Source organism: Bradyrhizobium sp. SZCCHNRI1029 (genome assembly GCF_032487555.1).
Taxonomy (GTDB): Bacteria; Pseudomonadota; Alphaproteobacteria; order Rhizobiales; family Xanthobacteraceae; genus Bradyrhizobium.
Window position 1 is genome coordinate 40,394 of sequence record NZ_JAUEUK010000015.1, and the last position, 17,656, is coordinate 58,049.

The 17,656-nt window shown below is 66.6% G+C and carries 15 protein-coding genes; 10 read left to right on the forward strand and 5 right to left on the reverse strand.

Annotated elements, in window-relative coordinates; translation table 11 throughout:
- The first annotated feature begins 9 nt into the window (after positions 1-9).
- The gene (locus tag QW861_RS30980) at positions 10-2,211 is read left to right on the forward strand and encodes a cation-translocating P-type ATPase (protein ID WP_315715706.1); all 2,202 of its coding nucleotides are present in this window, start codon (positions 10-12) and stop codon (positions 2,209-2,211) included.
- Complete coding sequence (gene ccoS / locus QW861_RS30985; RefSeq protein ID WP_315715707.1) at positions 2,202-2,387, forward strand: cbb3-type cytochrome oxidase assembly protein CcoS; 186 nt, start codon at positions 2,202-2,204, stop codon at positions 2,385-2,387. Before QW861_RS30980 ends, ccoS begins: the two co-directional genes overlap by 10 nt.
- Here ccoS and QW861_RS30990 read toward each other — a convergent pair.
- Together QW861_RS30990 and QW861_RS30995 are read right to left on the reverse strand one after the other, a co-directional pair.
- On the reverse strand, positions 2,357-3,586 hold the full coding sequence (locus QW861_RS30990; protein WP_316193908.1) for an MFS transporter: 1,230 nt from the start codon (positions 3,584-3,586) through the stop codon (positions 2,357-2,359). The two genes, ccoS and QW861_RS30990, sit on opposite strands and share 31 nt — an antisense overlap.
- Positions 3,587-3,678: 92 nt before the next feature.
- Positions 3,679-4,170 carry a cupin domain-containing protein gene (locus QW861_RS30995; RefSeq protein WP_316193909.1) on the reverse strand — a complete coding sequence of 164 codons (492 nt, stop codon included), beginning with the start codon at positions 4,168-4,170 and terminating at the stop codon, positions 3,679-3,681.
- 238 nt (positions 4,171-4,408) lie between these two features.
- Between QW861_RS30995 and QW861_RS31000 the strand changes: the two genes are divergently transcribed.
- Positions 4,409-4,690, forward strand: coding sequence for a hypothetical protein (locus tag QW861_RS31000; protein ID WP_315715711.1), 282 nt, complete (start codon positions 4,409-4,411; stop codon positions 4,688-4,690).
- An 85-nt stretch (positions 4,691-4,775) separates the two neighbouring features.
- Positions 4,776-5,495 carry a peroxiredoxin-like family protein gene (locus QW861_RS31005; RefSeq protein WP_315715712.1) on the forward strand — a complete coding sequence of 240 codons (720 nt, stop codon included), beginning with the start codon at positions 4,776-4,778 and terminating at the stop codon, positions 5,493-5,495.
- On the opposite strand, the gene QW861_RS31010 is transcribed toward QW861_RS31005, so the two are convergent.
- Entirely contained in the window at positions 5,483-6,379 is an 897-nt protein-coding gene (locus QW861_RS31010) for a LysR family transcriptional regulator (RefSeq protein ID WP_315715713.1), read from the reverse strand. The two genes, QW861_RS31005 and QW861_RS31010, sit on opposite strands and share 13 nt — an antisense overlap.
- Before the next feature lie 184 nt (positions 6,380-6,563).
- On the opposite strand from QW861_RS31010, the gene QW861_RS31015 reads away from it, so the two are divergent.
- The 3 genes from QW861_RS31015 to QW861_RS31025 all read left to right on the forward strand — a co-directional run bounded on the left by QW861_RS31015 (position 6,564) and on the right by QW861_RS31025 (position 10,979).
- A complete protein-coding gene (locus QW861_RS31015; RefSeq protein WP_315754193.1) occupies positions 6,564-7,385 on the forward strand; it encodes a 3-hydroxybutyrate dehydrogenase in 822 nt (273 codons plus the stop codon).
- A gap of 76 nt (positions 7,386-7,461) precedes the next feature.
- Positions 7,462-8,616: a patatin-like phospholipase family protein gene (locus QW861_RS31020; protein WP_315826419.1), complete on the forward strand. Its 1,155-nt coding sequence runs from the start codon at positions 7,462-7,464 to the stop codon at positions 8,614-8,616.
- Positions 8,617-8,855: 239 nt separating this feature from the next.
- Positions 8,856-10,979 (forward strand): HAMP domain-containing methyl-accepting chemotaxis protein, encoded by a 2,124-nt coding sequence (locus QW861_RS31025; RefSeq protein WP_315754189.1) that lies wholly within the window; start codon positions 8,856-8,858, stop codon positions 10,977-10,979.
- A 158-nt stretch (positions 10,980-11,137) separates the two neighbouring features.
- Here QW861_RS31025 and glgA read toward each other — a convergent pair whose 3' ends face one another.
- Entirely contained in the window at positions 11,138-12,553 is a 1,416-nt protein-coding gene (gene glgA, locus QW861_RS31030) for a glycogen synthase GlgA (RefSeq protein ID WP_316193910.1), read from the reverse strand.
- A 339-nt stretch (positions 12,554-12,892) separates the two neighbouring features.
- Here glgA and QW861_RS31035 point away from each other — a divergent pair, with 339 nt between their 5' ends.
- The 3 genes from QW861_RS31035 to QW861_RS31045 all read left to right on the forward strand — a co-directional run bounded on the left by QW861_RS31035 (position 12,893) and on the right by QW861_RS31045 (position 16,504).
- Positions 12,893-13,960 (forward strand): CaiB/BaiF CoA transferase family protein, encoded by a 1,068-nt coding sequence (locus tag QW861_RS31035; protein WP_410052343.1) that lies wholly within the window; start codon positions 12,893-12,895, stop codon positions 13,958-13,960.
- A 231-nt stretch (positions 13,961-14,191) separates the two neighbouring features.
- Positions 14,192-15,259 carry an alcohol dehydrogenase gene (locus QW861_RS31040; protein WP_315715718.1) on the forward strand — a complete coding sequence of 356 codons (1,068 nt, stop codon included), beginning with the start codon at positions 14,192-14,194 and terminating at the stop codon, positions 15,257-15,259.
- 165 nt (positions 15,260-15,424) lie between these two features.
- Positions 15,425-16,504: an isocitrate/isopropylmalate dehydrogenase family protein gene (locus tag QW861_RS31045; RefSeq protein WP_316170615.1), complete on the forward strand. Its 1,080-nt coding sequence runs from the start codon at positions 15,425-15,427 to the stop codon at positions 16,502-16,504.
- On the opposite strand, the gene QW861_RS31050 is transcribed toward QW861_RS31045, so the two are convergent.
- On the reverse strand, positions 16,501-17,322 hold the full coding sequence (locus tag QW861_RS31050) for an enoyl-CoA hydratase (protein ID WP_316193911.1): 822 nt from the start codon (positions 17,320-17,322) through the stop codon (positions 16,501-16,503). The genes QW861_RS31045 and QW861_RS31050 overlap by 4 nt on opposite strands.
- Between the last annotated feature and the right edge of the window lie 334 nt (positions 17,323-17,656).

Consider the following 17,656-nt stretch of genomic DNA (forward strand, 5'->3'; position numbering starts at 1 on the left):
CTTCCGATCATGCATGTGACGCGTGACTTCTCCCACTACGTCAAGGATCTCGGCGCCGGCCTGAAGCACATCGACCTCGCGGTCGAGGGTGTCAGCTGCGCCGGCTGCATGGCCAAGATCGAGCGCGGCCTCTCGGCACTGCCCGACGTGACGCTCGCGCGGGTCAACCTGACCGACCGCCGCGTCGCGCTGGAATGGAAGCAGGGCACGCTCGATCCGGCCAAGTTCATCGACCGCCTCGCCGAACTCGGCTACAAGGCCTATCCGTTCGAGAAGGCAAGCGCCGAGGCCACCGAGGCCGAGGAATCGCGCTTCCTGCTGCGCTGTCTCGGCGTCGCCGCGTTCGCGACCATGAACGTGATGATGCTGTCGATCCCGGTGTGGTCCGGCAATGTCAGCGACATGCTGCCGGAGCAGCGCGACTTCTTCCACTGGCTGTCGGCCGTCATCGCATTGCCGGCCGCGGCCTATGCCGGCCAGCCGTTCTTCCGTTCGGCATGGCGCGCGCTCAAGAGCGGCAACGTCAACATGGACGTGCCGATCTGCATCGGCGTGATCCTGGCGCTGGGCATGTCGGTCGTCGAGACCTTCCACCACGCCGAGCACGCCTATTTCGACGCCGCGATCATGCTGCTGACCTTCCTGCTGGTCGGCCGCTATCTCGACCAGAACATGCGGCGGCGGACTCGCGCGGTCGCCGGCAATCTCGCCGCGCTGAAGGCGGAGACCGCGACCAAGTTCATCGGCCCCGACGAGATTTCGGAGGTACCGGTCGCCGCCGTTCGCGCCGGCGATCTCGTGCTGCTGCGACCCGGCGAGCGCTGCGCCGTCGATGGCGTCGTGGTCGAGGGCCGCTCCGAGATCGACCAGAGCCTGATCACCGGCGAGACGCTGTACGTGCCGGCCGAGCAGGGTACCGCGGTCTATGCGGGTTCGCTCAACATTTCCGGCACGCTGCGCGTCCGGGTGTCGGCCGCGGCCGAGGGCACCTTGCTCGCCGAGATCACGCGCCTGCTCGACAACGCGCTGCAGGCCCGCTCGCGCTACATGCGCCTCGCCGACCGCGCCTCGCGGCTCTATGCGCCGGTCGTGCACGCGACAGCGGCGCTCACCGTGCTCGGCTGGGTGCTGATGGGCGCGAGCTGGCATGACGCCATCGTCACCGGCATTGCCGTGCTGATCATCACCTGTCCCTGCGCCCTCGGGCTCGCGATTCCCACCGTGCAGACCGTGGCGTCGGGCGCGATGTTCAAGTCCGGCGTGCTGCTCAATGCGGGCGATGCGATCGAGCGCCTCGCCGAGGCAGATCACGTCATCTTCGACAAGACCGGCACCTTGACGCTGCCGGAGCTCGAGGTCGTCAACGCCGCCGACATCCCTGCAGATGTGTTCGCGCTGGCCGGCCAGCTCGCGCTGTCGAGCCATCATCCGGTGGCCGCGGCGGTGGCACAGGCCGCCAATGCGCGGTCGCCGCTGATGGGCGCGGTCGAGGAGCCGGGCCAGGGTGTCCGCGCCGTCGTCGACGGCGTCGAGATCAGGCTGGGACGTCCAACCTTCTGCGGCGCCGAGGCGCTGGTTGCGCAGACCGGCAGCGTCGATCCCGAGGCCTCGGTGGTGGCCTTCAGCCGCGGCGACAGCAAGTACCTGTTCTCGGTGCGGCAGGGCTTGCGCCCCGACGCCGCCAAGATCGTCGCCGGCCTGCAGCGGCGCGGCATCAAGGTCGAGATCCTCTCGGGCGATCGCGAGGCGGCGGTGGCCGCGGCCGCCAAGGCGCTCGGCATCGGCGAGTGGCGCGCCGGCGTCACGCCGGCCGACAAGATCGCGCGCATCGAGGAGCTGAAGCGCGCGGGCGTCAAGGTCATGATGGTCGGCGACGGCATGAACGACGCGCCGTCGCTCGCCGCCGCGCACGTCTCGATGTCGCCGATCTCGGCCGCGCATCTGAGCCAAGCCACCGCGGATCTCGTCTTCCTCGGTCGTCCCCTGGCGCCGGTGCTGGCCGCGATCGACTACGCGCGCAAGGCGCTGCATCTGATGCGGCAGAATCTGTGGCTCGCAGTCGGCTATAACGCCCTGGCGGTGCCGCTGGCGATCAGCGGCGTCGTCACCCCGCTGATCGCGGCAGCCGCGATGTCCGGCTCGTCGATCATCGTCATGCTGAATGCGCTGCGTGCCCGCAAGGTGGCCGGGGAGGCCGCGTCATGGAAGTGATGATCATTCTCGTCCCGCTCGCTCTGGCGCTCGGCCTTGCCGGCCTGGTCGGCTTTCTCTGGTCGCTGAAGAGCGGCCAGTATGAGGATCTCGAAGGGGCGGCCTGGCGCGCCATCGCCGACGATGATGAGCAGGCCCCGCCGGCTCAGCCCGAGGCCGCGCCGAGCCGGTCCTGAACGCCTGGCAGCGTCATCCGACGCGCCAGGTATCCCGCGACCGCGAGCGCGGCGGCGATGCCTGCCACGCAAGCCGTCCAGCCGAACCGGTCGAACAACTGGCCGAGCACGGCCGTTCCGATGATGCCGCCGGCGAAATAGCTGGCGAGGTAAAGACCGCTTGCAACGCCCTGATCGTGGGCGGCGGTCTTTCCGACGAAACCTGTGGTCACGGCCTGGGCGAAGAACGTGCCCGCGCCGACCAGCACCATGCCGGCCAGCACCGCCCCGAGCCGTGACGACAGCATCAGGACGAGGCCGAGGCCTGCGGTCGCGAGTGCGCCCCAGATCGCGCCCTGTGTGCCAATCCTTGCGACCGTCCGGCCGGCGAGCAGCGTGGTGACGATCGAGGGCAGGAAGACGAAATACACCAGTCCGACCTCCATCATGCCGAGCGACAACGGCGGCCGCACCAGCACGAAGTTCACGAAGGTGAAGGCGCCGATGAAGGCGAACAGGACGCAGAAGCCGACGCCGAAGGCCGCGCGCAGGCGGTGGTCGCGCAGGTGATCGGCGATGGCCCCGCCGCGCAGCCGCATCGTTCCCTGCGCACGCATGGCCGCGCCTCCGACCGCGAATGCGGCGAGAAGGGCGCCGCAGACATTGAGCGCGGCGAAGACGTAGAAGGTCGGCTTGAGGCCCAGGGCACCGGTGAGACCGGCCGAGAGCAGGCGCCCGACCAGATTGCTGGCGACGTTGCCGGTGATATAGGCCGCGAAGGCGCCGCCGGCCTCGCTGGCGGTGCACTGCTCGCCGAGATAGGCAAGGGTGAGGGCGAACGCCGAGGCCATGCACAGGCCCTGCAGGATGCGCAAGCCTGCGAACACCGTCAGGTCGGGCGCGCTGCCGAGCAAGGCGGTGAAGCCGGCGAGCAGGGCAAGGCTGGCGACGATGCCGATCCGGCGATCGATCAGCGGGCTGAGCAGGCCGATGACCAGGCTCGCGATCGCCATTCCCAGCGTGCAGGCGTTGACGGCAAGCCCCATCTCGGCCGCGCTGACCTGATAGTAGCGCGCGAGGACCGGCAGCATCGCCTGCGCCGCGAACAGATCGACGAGGCTGAAAAAGGCGAGCAGGCCGACCAGGACCGCGCGCCGCGCCGCCCTTCGTGCATTCACATCGGCGGCTCCAATCGGCAACCGTGCGGACAGATCCGTCATGGCAATCTCCTCGGCTCCACAGGCAACGCGGCCGTATCCGGATCGCCTGCCTGAAGGGGGCGATCCGAAGGCGGCTGGCGGAGGCCCGCGATCTACATGTTGTGATCGTGCGGATCCTTGCGAACGTCGCCGACATAGAGGATGACCGTCTCCTTGCCGTCGTTCTTCCACCAATGCGACGTGCCGAACACCTCGGCTCTCAGATCGCCGGCCTTGTGCAGGATCGGCTCGGCGCAGTTGCTGGCATATTCGATGATCTCGCCCTGCTGAACGAAGATCAGCGCCGGGCGATCGTCATGGCTGTGCCACGGCACGATGCCGCCGGGCGCGATGGTCAGCTTGCGGAAGCGCAACTCGCGGTCCTTGATATTGGCGGGCTGCTTGGCGAGATCGATCGCGCCAAGCGTGACGTCGGTAACGCCGACCGCCTTGACGTCGGCTTTCTCACGTACGCCGGCCTTGATCCTGTCGGCCGGACACTCGCCGGCGCGGGCGCCGGACGCCGCGATCACCGTCGTAGCAACGGCCAGGACGAAAGCAGCGCTCAGGCGGCGCGCGCGTGTAGGTGCGATCTGCCTCAACATGTCATTGTCTCCTCTGATGGAACAGCGGCCCGCGCCGAGCGGGCATCGCGAGGCGCACCATCGGGGAGCAGGGGACATGATGGAAATGCATCCTTTCTCTGGAGCCGATAGACCGCCGCTATCGATAGGCGGACGCTATCCTCGCGATTGGACAACGGCATTTCTCAAGCAGAGCAGGTCGCGCTTGTAATGCGGACGCCCGATGACGGGCGACAGCATTCATGAGGAGGAGATATCCATGACCCGCCTGTCCAAGACCTTGATCGCCGCGGCCGTGGTCGCGGTCTCTGCCACCGCAGCCATCGCGCAAGGCGGTCTCGATCTCGCGCCCGGCATGGCCTATGTCTACAGCGCCGGCAAGACCAGCATGATGACGATGGCCGCCGGCGACGCCAATCATCGGGCCATGATGCGCCACGCCAGGAAGGTGCCGAACAACACCGTCTTCTTCATGAGCGACGGGCAGCTCTATTCGGCGTCCGGCATGCTCGATCCCACCGGCAATTTCTATCGGCCCTGAGCGCGACGGTCGGGCAGGCCGCCCTTGTGGTCGGCTTGCCCGGGAAACTATCATGGTTGGGGTCCTGAACCTGCCGGAGCTGCTCATGACAGTGCTTTCACCCGCGGATGCCGAGCGGCTCAGACAGGCCTTCCTGCAATGCAGGGAGATGCAGGGCACCCTGCGTCAGCAGCTCGAGGCCTATGCCGCTGCGGGTCGCGAGATCTTTCCGGCCTACGCGTCCGCCGTCGACCGCCTGGTGGCGCGGCTCGGAGACAACGGCGGCGGCGAGACTGCGCCGCGGCCCGGTGAGACGATGCCGCCATTCGTCCTGCCCGATGAGGCTGGCCGGCTGGTGAGCCTGCAATCCTGCCTCGTCCGGGGGCCGGTCGCCGTGATGTTCTTCCGCGGCCATTGGTGCCCCTATTGCCGGCTCAACGTTCGCGCGGTGATCAAGGCGCAGGAGCGCATCGACGCCGCGGGCGGCGCGATCGTCGCGATCATGCCGGAGCTGCAGGCGTTCACGCAGCAGTTCAAATCGGACGCCGGCGCCACCTTCCCTGTGTTGACGGATCTCGACAACGGCTATGCCTTGTCGCTCAACCTCGCGATCTGGCTTGGTCGTGAGATCCAGCAACTACTGGCGCACCAGGACCTGGCGAGCTTCCACGGCAATGACGGCTGGGTGTTGCCCATTCCGGCTGCCTTCGTGGTCGGGCGTGACGGTCTCGTAAAGGCGCGCTTCGTCGATCCCGATTTCCGCAAGCGGATGGAGATCGACGATCTGGTCGAAGCGCTTCGCCAGGCCGCGGCTCAGGACAGCTGAGCGAGCCATTCCTGCCAGTTCCTGCCGCGCAGCATGCGCATCACGGTCGAGGCAACCGCCGTGCGTTCACGGCCAGCAACACCGTAGAGATGAACGGTGCGCCGCACGTCGAGTCCGTCGACGGTGGCCCGATGCAGGGTCTCCGGCAGCGTGGTCGTTTGCGGCACCACACCGATGCCGACCCCGGCTTCCATCAGCGCGATCAGGTCGCGTTCGGAGTGGACATCATGAGTTCGTCCGAGGTCGACGCCGCGTTCGCGGAGCAGCGTGCGCAACCTGTCCGCATGTTCGCAATAGTTGCGGCACAGCAACGCGTCACCGCCCAGATCATCGATCGCGATCGGATCCTGCCCGGCCAGCCGGTGCCGGCTGCTCACGGCGAGCGCGAAGTCCTCCGTGAAGAGAGGCCAGACATCCAGCCGATCCCAGGTCTCGTCGATCTCCGAGGCGATGCCGAGCTCCGCTTCGCCGCTCTTCAGATGCTCTGCGATCATGCGGCTGCTGCCGCGTAGAAACCTGAGCTCGAGCTGGTTGAACTGGCGCTGCAGCTGATCGAGCAGCGGGATCAGCAGCGCAAGGTCGACCGAGTCGGCGAGCGCGATCCGGAGCGTGCCGAGCTCTCCGCTCTTGAAGGACGAGGCGAGGGTTCGCGCGCCAACGGCAGCCTCGTAGCATTGTTTCAGCAGTGGATGCATGCGCTGGCCGAGCTCGGTGAGTTGCGCGGCCGGCCGCTCACGCCGGAACAAGTCGCCACCGAGCTCGGCTTCGAGCTGCTTGATCGCACGCGTCAGCGACGGCTGCGTCACGTTGCATTCCTCGGCCGCGCGCGTGAAGTGCAGCAGCCGGGCAACGGCAAGAAAATACCGAACCTGATGCATTTCCATCGAGGTGCTCCGTTCGATCGGGCCGACGTCCCCGGGTGCAATATCCTACCAAGCGGGGCTTGGCACCAGCGATTGCGATAGCGAACACCTATCGTGTGGTGAGCCAAACGGCATTTCCATTGGTCATGGCGGCCCGGCAATTTGTGCAGGCACGGGGCTCAACTGCTCGGACGAAGGCGACGCCATGGCTGTAGATTCACTGAAAGCCCGATCCACATTACCTCCGTTGTCCGGCAGGGTGGCGGTGATCACCGGCTCGACCAGCGGCATCGGTCTGGGGATTGCGCAGGCACTTGCCGGTGCCGGGGCGCACGTCATGCTGAACGGCTTCGGAGCTCCCGAGGAGATCGGCCGCATCAGGTCGCAGATCGCTGCGGAGTTCGGTGTTCGCACCGGCTATGCTGCGGCCGACATGACGCAGCCGGAAGCGATCGCGCGCATGATGGCCGGTACCCTGCAGGAATTTGGCCGTATCGACATCCTGGTCAACAACGCCGGCATTCAACACGTCGCGCCGCTCGAGCAGTTTCCCGTCGAAAAGTGGGACGCCATCGTTGCGGTCAATCTCTCGTCGGCGTTCCACACGATGCGGTTGGCACTGCCGTCGATGCGGCGGAATAGCTTCGGTCGCATCATCAACATCGCCTCGGCGCATGGCCTCGTCGCGTCGCCGTTCAAATCGGCCTATGTCGCTGCCAAGCATGGCATCATCGGCTTGACCAAGGTCGCGGCGCTGGAGGCGGCCGAGATCGGCATCACCTGCAATGCGATCTGTCCAGGCTACGTCTACACGCCGCTGGTCGAGGCGCAGATCGACGGACAGGCCAGGGCGCACGGCATCTCCCGCGATCAGGTCATCCGCGATGTCCTGCTGGCGCAACAGCCGAACAAGCGCTTTGCAACGGTGGAGGAGATCGGTGCGCTCGCCGTCTTTCTCGCCAGCGATGCCGCCGCATCGATCACCGGTGTTGCCCTGCCGGTCGATGGTGGTTGGACCGCACATTGACGGTTGGGCGATGTAACAGCGACGGGAAAACTGCGAACAGGACAATGCATCAGGAGGGAGACATGAGGAGGGAGACATGGCCGACGTCGACGACACGATGTGCGCGATGATCGATCGCAGCAGGCTGCCTGGGCAGGTGGTTCTCGTCCTGCAGGGCGGTGGTGCGCTCGGTTCATACCAGGCCGGCGTCTATCAGGCGCTGCACGAGGCTGGTCTGGAGCCGGACTGGGTGATCGGGACATCGATTGGCGCCATCAATGCCGCTCTCATCGCCGGCAGCCCGGTGCAGGAGCGCATGACGCGGCTGCGGGAGTTCTGGAAGCGGATGCACCGGCGGCCAGCCTGGACAGTGCGCACGGCCTTTCCGGATTTCAACGAGCGGCTGTCCTATTGGACGACCGTGACGCATGGGATTCCGGGCTTCTTCCGTCCCAACGCCCTGGCGCATGCCGGGGAGTCCTATCCGCTCGGTGCCGAGCAGGCCGGCTATTACTCGACCGCTCCGCTGCGCGAAACGCTGCAGGAGCTCGTCGACTTCGATCGTCTCAACAATGGCGGTCTACGCCTCACGGTCGGGGCGGCGCATGTCAGGACGAGCCGGATGCGCTATTTCGACAGTCGCGACGAGGTGCTGGATGTCCGCCACATCCTGGCATCGGGCGCGCTGCCTCCCGCGTTTCCGGCAGTTCGCATCGATGGCGAACTGTATTGGGACGGCGGCATCCTGTCGAACACGCCGACCGAGGTCGTGTTCGACGACAATCCGCGAAAGGACTCGCTGATCTTCGCCGTGCATCTGTGGAATCCCGAGGGAGCCGAGCCGACGACCATGGCGGAGGTGTTCAACCGCCACAAGGACGCGCAATATTCGAGCCGGATCTCGAGCCATATCGCGCGCCAGCAGCAGACGCATCGGCTGCGGCATATCATCAATCAGCTTGCGGTTCATTTGCCGGAGTCGGCCCGCAATGATCCGGCGATCCGCGATCTTGTCAGTCACGGTTGCCAGACGCGGATGCATGTCGTCCGGCTGCTGGCCCCGCAACTCGCTCGCGAGAGCCATACCAAGGATATCGATTTCACCGAGCGAGGCATCATCGCGCGCTGGACTGCGGGCTATCAGCACACGCGATCGGTCCTGCAGCGCAGGCCCTGGTCGGGCGAGCACGATCCGCTCTCCGGCGTGGTGTTGCACGATCCCTCGGTGACGCTTGCAGCGGCTGCGGAGTAGAGGGCCCGATGGGCCGAGTCGATCCGATTGGCGCGGTATCGCGGCATTCCGATACCGCTCGGATCAGCTCAGTTTAAGGGATTAGTCGCCATTCGTTCTTAATCATTATGGCGCGGCAGCATCGCCGCGATTCGTGTTTGCCGACCGCGCGGGGACGTCGCCGGAGGCCGCTGCGCCAGCGCGTATCGGCCGACGCGAGCGTGACCGGCCGGGCAGCGATATTTGATTGGGAACGGCCGATGTCCGAGCGCTCGGTGCTGCAGAATGAGACGATCAAGCCGGAGACCGGTGCGGTCAGTCTCAAATGGAAAATTCTTGCCGGCAATCTGCTGACCGGCTTCTTCGCGATGGCCTTCGCCTTTGCGCTCGCATGGAGCGGGTGGGGCGACTTGCGCAAGCGCGAGCGGGCGGAGCAGGTTCTGGACGCCTTCGAGCTGGCACTGAAGGTCAATGCGCAGATCCCGCTCGAGCGCGGCCAGTGGAATCTGCTCGCGGCGGCCGGGTCCGCGTCGGCGGATGATGTCGCCAAGCTCGACAAGGCCATCGCCACGACGGACGAGTCGTTGGCACGGGCCAAGACCGCCGCGCAAGTTGCGGGCCTGCCGACCACCAACATCGATGCCGCAGCGACGACACTGCGTGGCGTCCGTTCGGCGGCGCGCAACGCTGTACCGCTTCCGGCCGCGCAACGTCCGGCGAACATCCAGGCGACGACCACGGATGGCCTCGGTCGGGCGGCCGAGTCCCTGAATGCCGCCATCGACGAGACCGCGATCGAGCTGTCGGGGGCCGGCGGCGAGGTCGAGAACCTGTTGCCTTCGGCCCAGCTTGCGCAGCTGTCGCAATCGATGCGCACGATCAACGGCGCGCGCTCCGCCGTGCTGCGCTTCTTCATCCAGAACGTCAGCTGGACCCCGGCGCGTCTTGCCGAGGTGACCGAGCAGAGCGGACAGGTGACCCTGCTGTGGCAGCAGATCGAGCTCGCGGCGCGCAGCGTTCGCAATACGCCGGAGGTGTCCGCCGCGCTGGAGCACGTGCGCACGACCCTGATGGGTGCTGGCGAACAGCGCTACCGTCAGATCGTCACGGCGGGGCGCGACGGACAGCCGTCGCCGGTCACGGCTGAGGAATGGGGCCGCTGGACCACGCCGATGCTGAACAACGTCATCGTGCTGCGCGATGCGGCGCTGAAGTCCGCGCATCAGGCCATCGATCAGGCGATCGGCGCGGCGCGGCTGCGGCTGTTCATCGCGCTCGGCGTTCTGCTGCTGGTGGCGATCGTGTCGGTCGCCGTGGTCATCGGCGTCGTCCGCGGCGTCATCGGCCCGCTGGTCGGGCTGACCGGCGTGACCCTGCGCCTCGCCAATGGCGAGCTGAGCGCCGACATTCCGAACGAGTCCCGCAAGGACGAGATCGGCGCGATGGCGCGCGCCCTGAAGATCTTCAAGGACGCGCTGATCGCCAAGAAGGCCTCGGACGAGGCCGCGCAGCGCGACGCGCAGGCGCAGATCGATCGGGCCCAGCGGCTGGATGCGCTGACGCGCAACTTCGAGTCGACGATCGCCGACATCGTCAACACCGTGTCGTCGGCGGCCTCGGGCCTCGAGACGTCGGCGGATATGCTGACAAACACCGCTAGCCGCTCGCAGGAGCTCAGCACGGTGGTGGCGGCTGCGTCGGAGGAAGCGTCCGCCAACGTTCAGTCGGTCGCCTCCGCCACCGAGGAGCTCTCCTCGTCGGTGACCGAGATCAGCCGTCAGGTCCAGGCGTCGGCCCGCATGGCCGGCGACGCCGTGCAGCAAGTGCGCCAGACCAATGGGCGCGTCGCCGAGTTGTCGCAGGCCGCAGCCCGCATCGGCGACGTCGTCGAGCTCATCAACAGCATTGCCGGACAGACCAATCTCCTCGCACTCAACGCCACCATCGAGGCGGCGCGCGCCGGCGACGCCGGCCGCGGTTTCGCGGTGGTTGCGACCGAGGTGAAGGCGCTCGCGGAACAGACGGCGAAGGCGACCGAGGAGATCTCACAGCAGATCTCGGGCGTGCAGGCCGCGACGCAGGAATCGGTGAATTCGATCCAGGCGATCAGCTCGACGATCGAGCGGCTTGCCGAGATCGGAGCAGCCATTGCGGCGGCGGTCGAAGAGCAGGGCGCGGCAACGCAGGAAATCTCGCGCAACGTGCAGCAGGCGGCCCACGGCACCCAGCAGGTCTCGTCCAACATCACGGACGTGCAGCGCGGCGCCTCGCAGACCGGCTCGGCCTCCGCCGAGGTGCTGTCGTCGGCCAAGTCGTTGGCTGGAGATTCCAACCGCCTCAAGCGGGAGGTCGGCAGCTTCCTGGAAGCGGTCCGCGCAGCGTAAGAAGCCGGCCTTTACAAGCGCCCAAGAAAAAGCCCGGACGAGGTCCGGGCTTTTGTTGTTTGACCCTAGCCCGGATGAGCGAAGCGATATCCGGGGCCTGTTCGACAGGATGAGATGAACCCGGATGTGGCTTCGCTCATCCGGGCTACGGGAGCGGGCTACGACGCCAGCATCTTCCGGTACAGCGCGTTGTAGCAGGCGGCCGACAGGTTCCAGCTGAATGAGCGGGCCATCGCCGACAGCCGCATCTCGTTCAGCCGTTCGGTGCTGGTGAACGCCGAAAACGCGCGCTTCACCCCGCCGAGGAAGGATTCCGCCGACGGCTTCTCGAACAGGAATCCGGTCTCGCCATCTGTGATGGTCTCGGCGAGGCCGCCGGTCTGGTGGCCGATCGGCAGCGAGCCGAAGCGCTGGGCATACATCTGGCTCAGGCCGCATGGCTCGAAGCGCGACGGCATCAGGGTGAAGTCGCTGCCGGCGAAGATGCGCCGCGCCTGTGCATCGTTGAAGCCGATGGCGACCCCGATCGCGTCCGGCCGGCGGCGGTGGGCCTCCATCAGGGCCCGCTCGATGGACGGCTCGCCGGTGCCGGTGACCACGATCTGGCCGCCGGCGCCGACGATCTCGTCGGCGGCTTCCAGCACCAGGTCGATGCCCTTCTGATGAACGAGGCGCGCGACGATGCCGAACATCGGCCCGCGCGACACGGCCAGCCCGAACTGCTTGCGGACGTAGTCGGCATTGGCCTTCTTGCCCTTCCAGTCGCCGGCGGCGAAAGGCTGCGCCAGCTGCTGGCAGTAGCGGGGATCCCAGCTCTCGTCGATGCCGTTGAGAATGCCGGTCAGCTCATCGGCATTGGAGCGCTGCCGGAGCAGGCCCTCCAGCCCGCAGCCGAGCTCGGGCGTCGTGATCTCCTGGGCATAGGTCGAGCTGACCGTGGTGAGATGCGACGCATAGACCAGACCGCCCTTGAGAAAGGACAGTTTGTCGTAGAACTCCAGACCGTCGATGTGGAACGAGGATTCGGGGGCGCCGATCCGGCGCAGCGACTCGCGCGGGAACAGGCCCTGATAGGCGAGGTTGTGGATGGTCAGGATCGACGGCACGTCGACCCCGCGCCACGCCAGATAGGCCGGCACCAATGCGGCCTGCCAATCATTGGCGTGGACCAGATCGGCTGCCCAGTTCTCGTCCAGCGTGCCCGCCGCGAGCTCGGCGGCGGCGGCGGCGAGACGGCCGAAGCGGATGTCGTTGTCCGCCCAGTCCTGCCCGTTCTCGTCGCCGTAGGGGTTGCCCGGCCGGTCGTAGAGCTCGTCGCAGAGCAGGACGTAGACCGGCAGGCCGTCGCGGGTCGACGACCGTCCCAGCGCGCAGCCCGGCATCTCTGCCAGGGGCGCGCAGTGCCCGACGATCTCGATGTGAGTGAGTTGCTCGATCACGTCCCGGTAGCCGGGCAGCATGATCCTGACGTCGGTGTGTGAGCGCAGCGCCCGGGGAAGTGCCGCCGAAACGGCAGCCAGTCCGCCCACCCGGACGAAATCGTCCATTTCGGTCGTAACGAACAGAACCCGCAAGAGATGTCCTCGATCAAGCCCCATGTTCGTCCTATGCAAGAAAAGGTCCAAATTCAGTCATGAAGAAAGGCGCTGCCGCACCGCGGCGGAACGCCAAACGCTTTCGACATCGAATGGTTCGATCTAGAAACCACCTGCACGACGATCGATGGCTTACACTTCGTGAATCAGCGACGGCGAAGCGGACCTTCGGCCTCGGTGCCGAGCGAGAAGAGTTCAAACCAGGGAGCCGCCAGGGTGAGTCTAGTGGGAAACGATGAGAGCCGTTTGACAGGATGTTTCGAGGGACTGCGCGTCCTCGACTTCTCGACCACCATCGCCGGCCCGCACTGTGCCCGCATGCTTGCCGATATGGGAGCGGAGGTGATCAAGATCGAGTCAGTCGAAGGTGAAACCATGCGCACCCGGCCTCCGATGCGTCATGGCTGCTCTACCGCTTTCGGTCAGCTCAACGTCGGCAAGAAGAGCGTCGTGCTCGACCTCAAGTCGCGCGACGGTGTCGCCGCGGTGTGTCGGCTGGTCGCATCGGCCGATATCCTGGTTGAGAACTTCCGCCCTGGGGTGATGCAGCGGCTCGGGCTGGACTATGCGGCCTTGAGCGCGGTGAACCCGCGGCTGATCTACTGCTCGATCTCGGGTTACGGCCAGACCGGCCCATCGGCGGAACTCCCGGCCTATGCCCCGGTGATCCATGCGGCTTCGGGCTACGACATGGCGCATCTCGCCTACCAGCCGGGGCGCAGCCGGCCCGATTATTGCGGCATCTATCATGCCGACGTCGTCACCGGGACCTACGCGTTCGGCGCCATCGCCTCCGCTCTGTATCAGCGCGAACGCAACGGGCGCGGCCAGCACATCGACTGCTCGATGCTGGAATCGATGCTGAGCCTGACACTGAACGAGATCCAATGGTCGCAATTTCCCGTCGCGCAGCCGTCGCGGCCGACCTTCGGCCCGGCGGAGTGTCGCGACGGCTATGTGATGATCGCCATCGCCAGCGAGAAGACGTTCCAGAACCTGATGACCGTGATCGGCCATCCGGACTGGGTCGATGATCCCAGATTCGCAAAATATTCCGACCGGCGGGCAAACTGGGGCGCGCTGATGGATGGCGTGGAAGCCTGGTCGCGCGGGCTCGACGTCGCCCAGTGCCTGGAGGCATTGAATGCGGGCGGCGTGCCAAGTTCGGCCTACCGCAGCGTGGCCGATGCGCTGGCTGATCCGCAGATCGCGCATCGCGGCGCGCTGGCCGATGTGGAGGATGCGGCCGGCAACTTCAAGGTCGTCAACCTGCCGTTTCGGATGTCGGAAGCGAAGGTTGCGGCCGGCCCGCGGGCCGCAAGCCTCGGAGAGCACACCGTGGAAGTCCTGCGGGGAGCTGGCGTAGGCGACGCTGCAAAACCTTGAGCTCGCTGAGGCAAAACGCTGCAGGGCTGCCATGACCGCAGATGCTGCGCGCAGCCTTGCCGCTCCTCGCGTTTCCAGCCAATGTCGCGATATCGCAAGAACAGTCCGGACCAGCCGGACGCGCTCATGCCGGGGAGGAGGTCCAAGGCGACGTTGCCGCGCGCAGCCTCGCCGCTCGTCCCGTCGATGCGCCGTCCGGTCGCGCCCGCACCGGACTACGGGAGTGAAACCATGAAGAGCTTCAAGGTCACCGATTTCAATGCGCCGCTGACCGAGGTCGACGAGCCGACACCGCAGCCATTCGGCAAACAGGTGCTGATCAAGGTGAAGGCGGCCGGCGTCTGCCACAGCGATCTGCACATTTGGGAAGGCGGCTATGATCTCGGGCACGGCCGCAAGCCGCTGTCCCTCAAGGATCGCGGCGTGTCGCTGCCGCGGACCATGGGCCATGAGAGCGCCGGCGAGATCGTGGCGTTCGGGCCGGAGGTCACCGAGGCGGAGAAGGGCGGGTTGAAGGTCGGCGACGTCGTGCTGGTCTATCCCTGGATCGGCTGCGGCAAGTGCGCCACCTGTCTCGCCGGCGACGAGAACATGTGCCTGAAGCCGGCCTCGCTCGGCGTCTATTGCGACGGCGGCTATGCCGACCACATGACGGTGCCGCATCCGCGCCACCTGATCGACCTCAAGGGGCTCGATCCGGTGACGACCGCGCCTTACGCCTGCTCCGGCGTCACGACCTACAGCGCGCTGAAGAAGGTCGAGAAGGATTTCGACACGCCGATCGTGATCTTCGGCGCCGGCGGCCTCGGGCTGATGGCGCTGTCGCTGCTCAAGGCCATGGGCGGCAAGGGCGCGATCGTGGTCGACATCGACGCGCGCAAGCGCGAGGCGGCGTTGGCGGCCGGCGCGCTGGCGGCGGTCGACGGCAAGGCGCCTGACGCGCTGGAGCAACTGAACAAGGCCGCAGGCGAGCCGATCCGGGCCGTCATCGACCTGGTCGGCAATGCCGCCACCGCGCAGCTCGGCTTCGACTGCCTGACAAAGGGCGGCAAGCTCGTCATCGTCGGCCTGTTCGGCGGCGGCGCGCCGTGGGCGCTGCCGCTCATTCCGATCAAGGCGGTGACGATCCAGGGCAGCTATGTCGGCAACCTCCGCGAGACGAAGGAGCTGCTCGACCTCGTCCGCGCCAAGCACATCGCGCCGATCCCGGTGACGCCGATGCCGCTCGCCAAGGCCAACGATGCCCTGCGTGAGTTGCAGAAGGGTCAGCTGGTCGGCCGCGCCGTGCTGACGCCTTAGGACACACCCTCTCCATCGTCATTGCGAGGAGCGAAGCGACGAAGCAATCCAGAGTCTCAACCTGGGCCCTGGATTGCTTCCGCCGTCGCCCTTCGGGCTAAGGCGGACAAGTCGCTTCGCTCGCAATGACCGGCGCTAAATCCCTCGTGTGACGAAGAAAAAAGCATGCCCTCGACCAACGCACTTCACATCGCAGTCCTCCCCGGCGACGGCATCGGGCCGGAGGTCATGGCGCCGGCCCTTGAAGTGCTGCGCAAGGTCGAGGCCAAGGCCGGCCTGTCGTTCCGGTTCACCGAGGCCCAGGCCGGCGCGAACAACTATCTCGCGACCGGCGTCTCGATCGCCGACTCCACGATCCGGCTGTGCGAAGAGGCGGACGCGATCCTGCTCGGCGCCTGCGGGCTGCCGTCGGTGCGCTATCCCGACAACACCGAGATCGCGCCGCAGATCGAGCTGCGCTTCCATTTCGACCTTTATGCCGGCGTGCGGCCGGCGCGGCTGATCCCGGGCGTGCCGAGTCCGATCGTCGGCGCCGCCGAGCGCGGCATCGACTTCGTCGTGATCCGCGAGTCCACCGAAGGCCTGTTCGCTTCGATGGGCAAAGGTGTCGTGACACATGAGGAGGCGCGCGAGACCCTCGTCATCACCCGCAAGACATCCGAGCGGCTGTTCAACTTCTCCTTCAAGCTCGCCGCCCGGCGCCGCGCGCGCGGCCGCTCGGGGACTTTAGCCTGCGTCGACAAGGCCAACGTCTTCAAGGCCTTCGCCTACTTCCGTAAGATCTTCGACGAGGTCGCTCAACTTCATCCGGACGTGAAGACGGACCGCCTCTACATCGATGCTTGCGCGCTCATGCTGGTGAAGCGGCCGTGGGATTTCGACGTTCTGGTCACCGAGAACATGTTCGGCGATATCCTGTCCGATCTCGCCGCCGGTCTCGTCGGCGGCATGGGCATGGCGCCGTCGGCCGACATCGGCGATCGCCAAGCCGTGTTCCAGCCCTGCCACGGCACCGCGCCCGACATCATGGGGCAGGGCAAGGCCAACCCGACCGCGATGATCCTGTCGGCCGCGATGATGCTGGACTGGCTGGCGGACACCCATGGCATCGAGGGGGCAGCCGAGGCGGCCCAGCGGATCGAGCAGGCCGTCGACCAGGTCTACGCATCCGGCCTCAAGCCATTCGAGTTCGGTGGCAATGCCGGCACGATCGACGTGACCAGGGCGGTGCTGGAGGCGCTCTAACGTCCCTTGAAGGCTGGCTTGCGCTTCTCCATGAAGGCGCGGCGGCCCTCGCGGAAATCCTCCGAATCCATGCAGACGTCGCCGATCCGCTTGATGGCTTCCATGTCGCGGCGGCTTTCGTCCTTCAGCACTTCGGCGATGGTGATCTTGGCGGCCTTGACCGCCAGCGGCGCATTGACGGCAATGGTGCGGGCGATCTCCAGCGTGGCCGGCAGCAGTTCGTCGTTGCTCATCATCCGGTCGACGAGGCCGATCCGCAGCGCCTCCGCGGCATCGATCCGCAGGCCCGTATAGAGCAGCAGCCGCGCCTGCGACGGGCCGACCAGTGACACCAGGTTGCGCAGGCCGTCATAGCCATAGGCGATGCCGAGCCTGGCGGCGGGGATGCCGAACTGGCTGTCCGCGGCGGCGAAGCGCATGTCGGTCAGCATCGCGATCTGCAGGCCGCCGCCGAGGCAGAAGCCGCTGACGCAGGCGATCGTCGGCTTCGGGTAGCCGGCGAGCAGCGCCCGCTGGGCGGCGCTTCGCTCGGCATAGGCCTCCGAGGCCGCGGCATTGTGGCGGCTCTGCTCGAACTGGCTGATGTCGGCGCCGGACACGAAGGCCTTGCCGCCGGCGCCGGTCAGCACCACGACCCGGATCGCGTCATCGTCGCGCAGCGCGACCAGTGCCTGGCCGAGCCCCTCCCACATCTCCAGCGACATCGCATTGCGCTTGTCCGGGTTGTTGAAGGTAATGATGCCGACGCCATCGTCCGCTCTGGTCATGAGGATCTTGTCCCCGGCGAAGGTGGTGGGGAGCTCGGAGATGGTCGGCATGTGGGTCCGTCCGCAGGAGGGCAGGCGGCCGCCATCGTTCACCGCGCCCGTGACGGCGTCAATGCAAGTTCAGGACATGATGGGCAGGCAAAGGGACGTTCGGGCCGAGGCTCTCGACCTGTGCATGTGTGGCCCAGGAGAGGACGCGCAGCAGTCATGATCAGCGTCGGCCGGACGGGACCGAAACGCCGGCATGCCGCCACTTCCTATGACGGCAGAGAGCACGAGATTATAAAGGCGACGAAGCCTCAGACCGCGCAGCGATCGCTGTGCGGACGAGAAGGGCCGGTGTGTCGGCCGCGCCGATCGCTCGGCCTTGAGCCGAGGCAGTGAA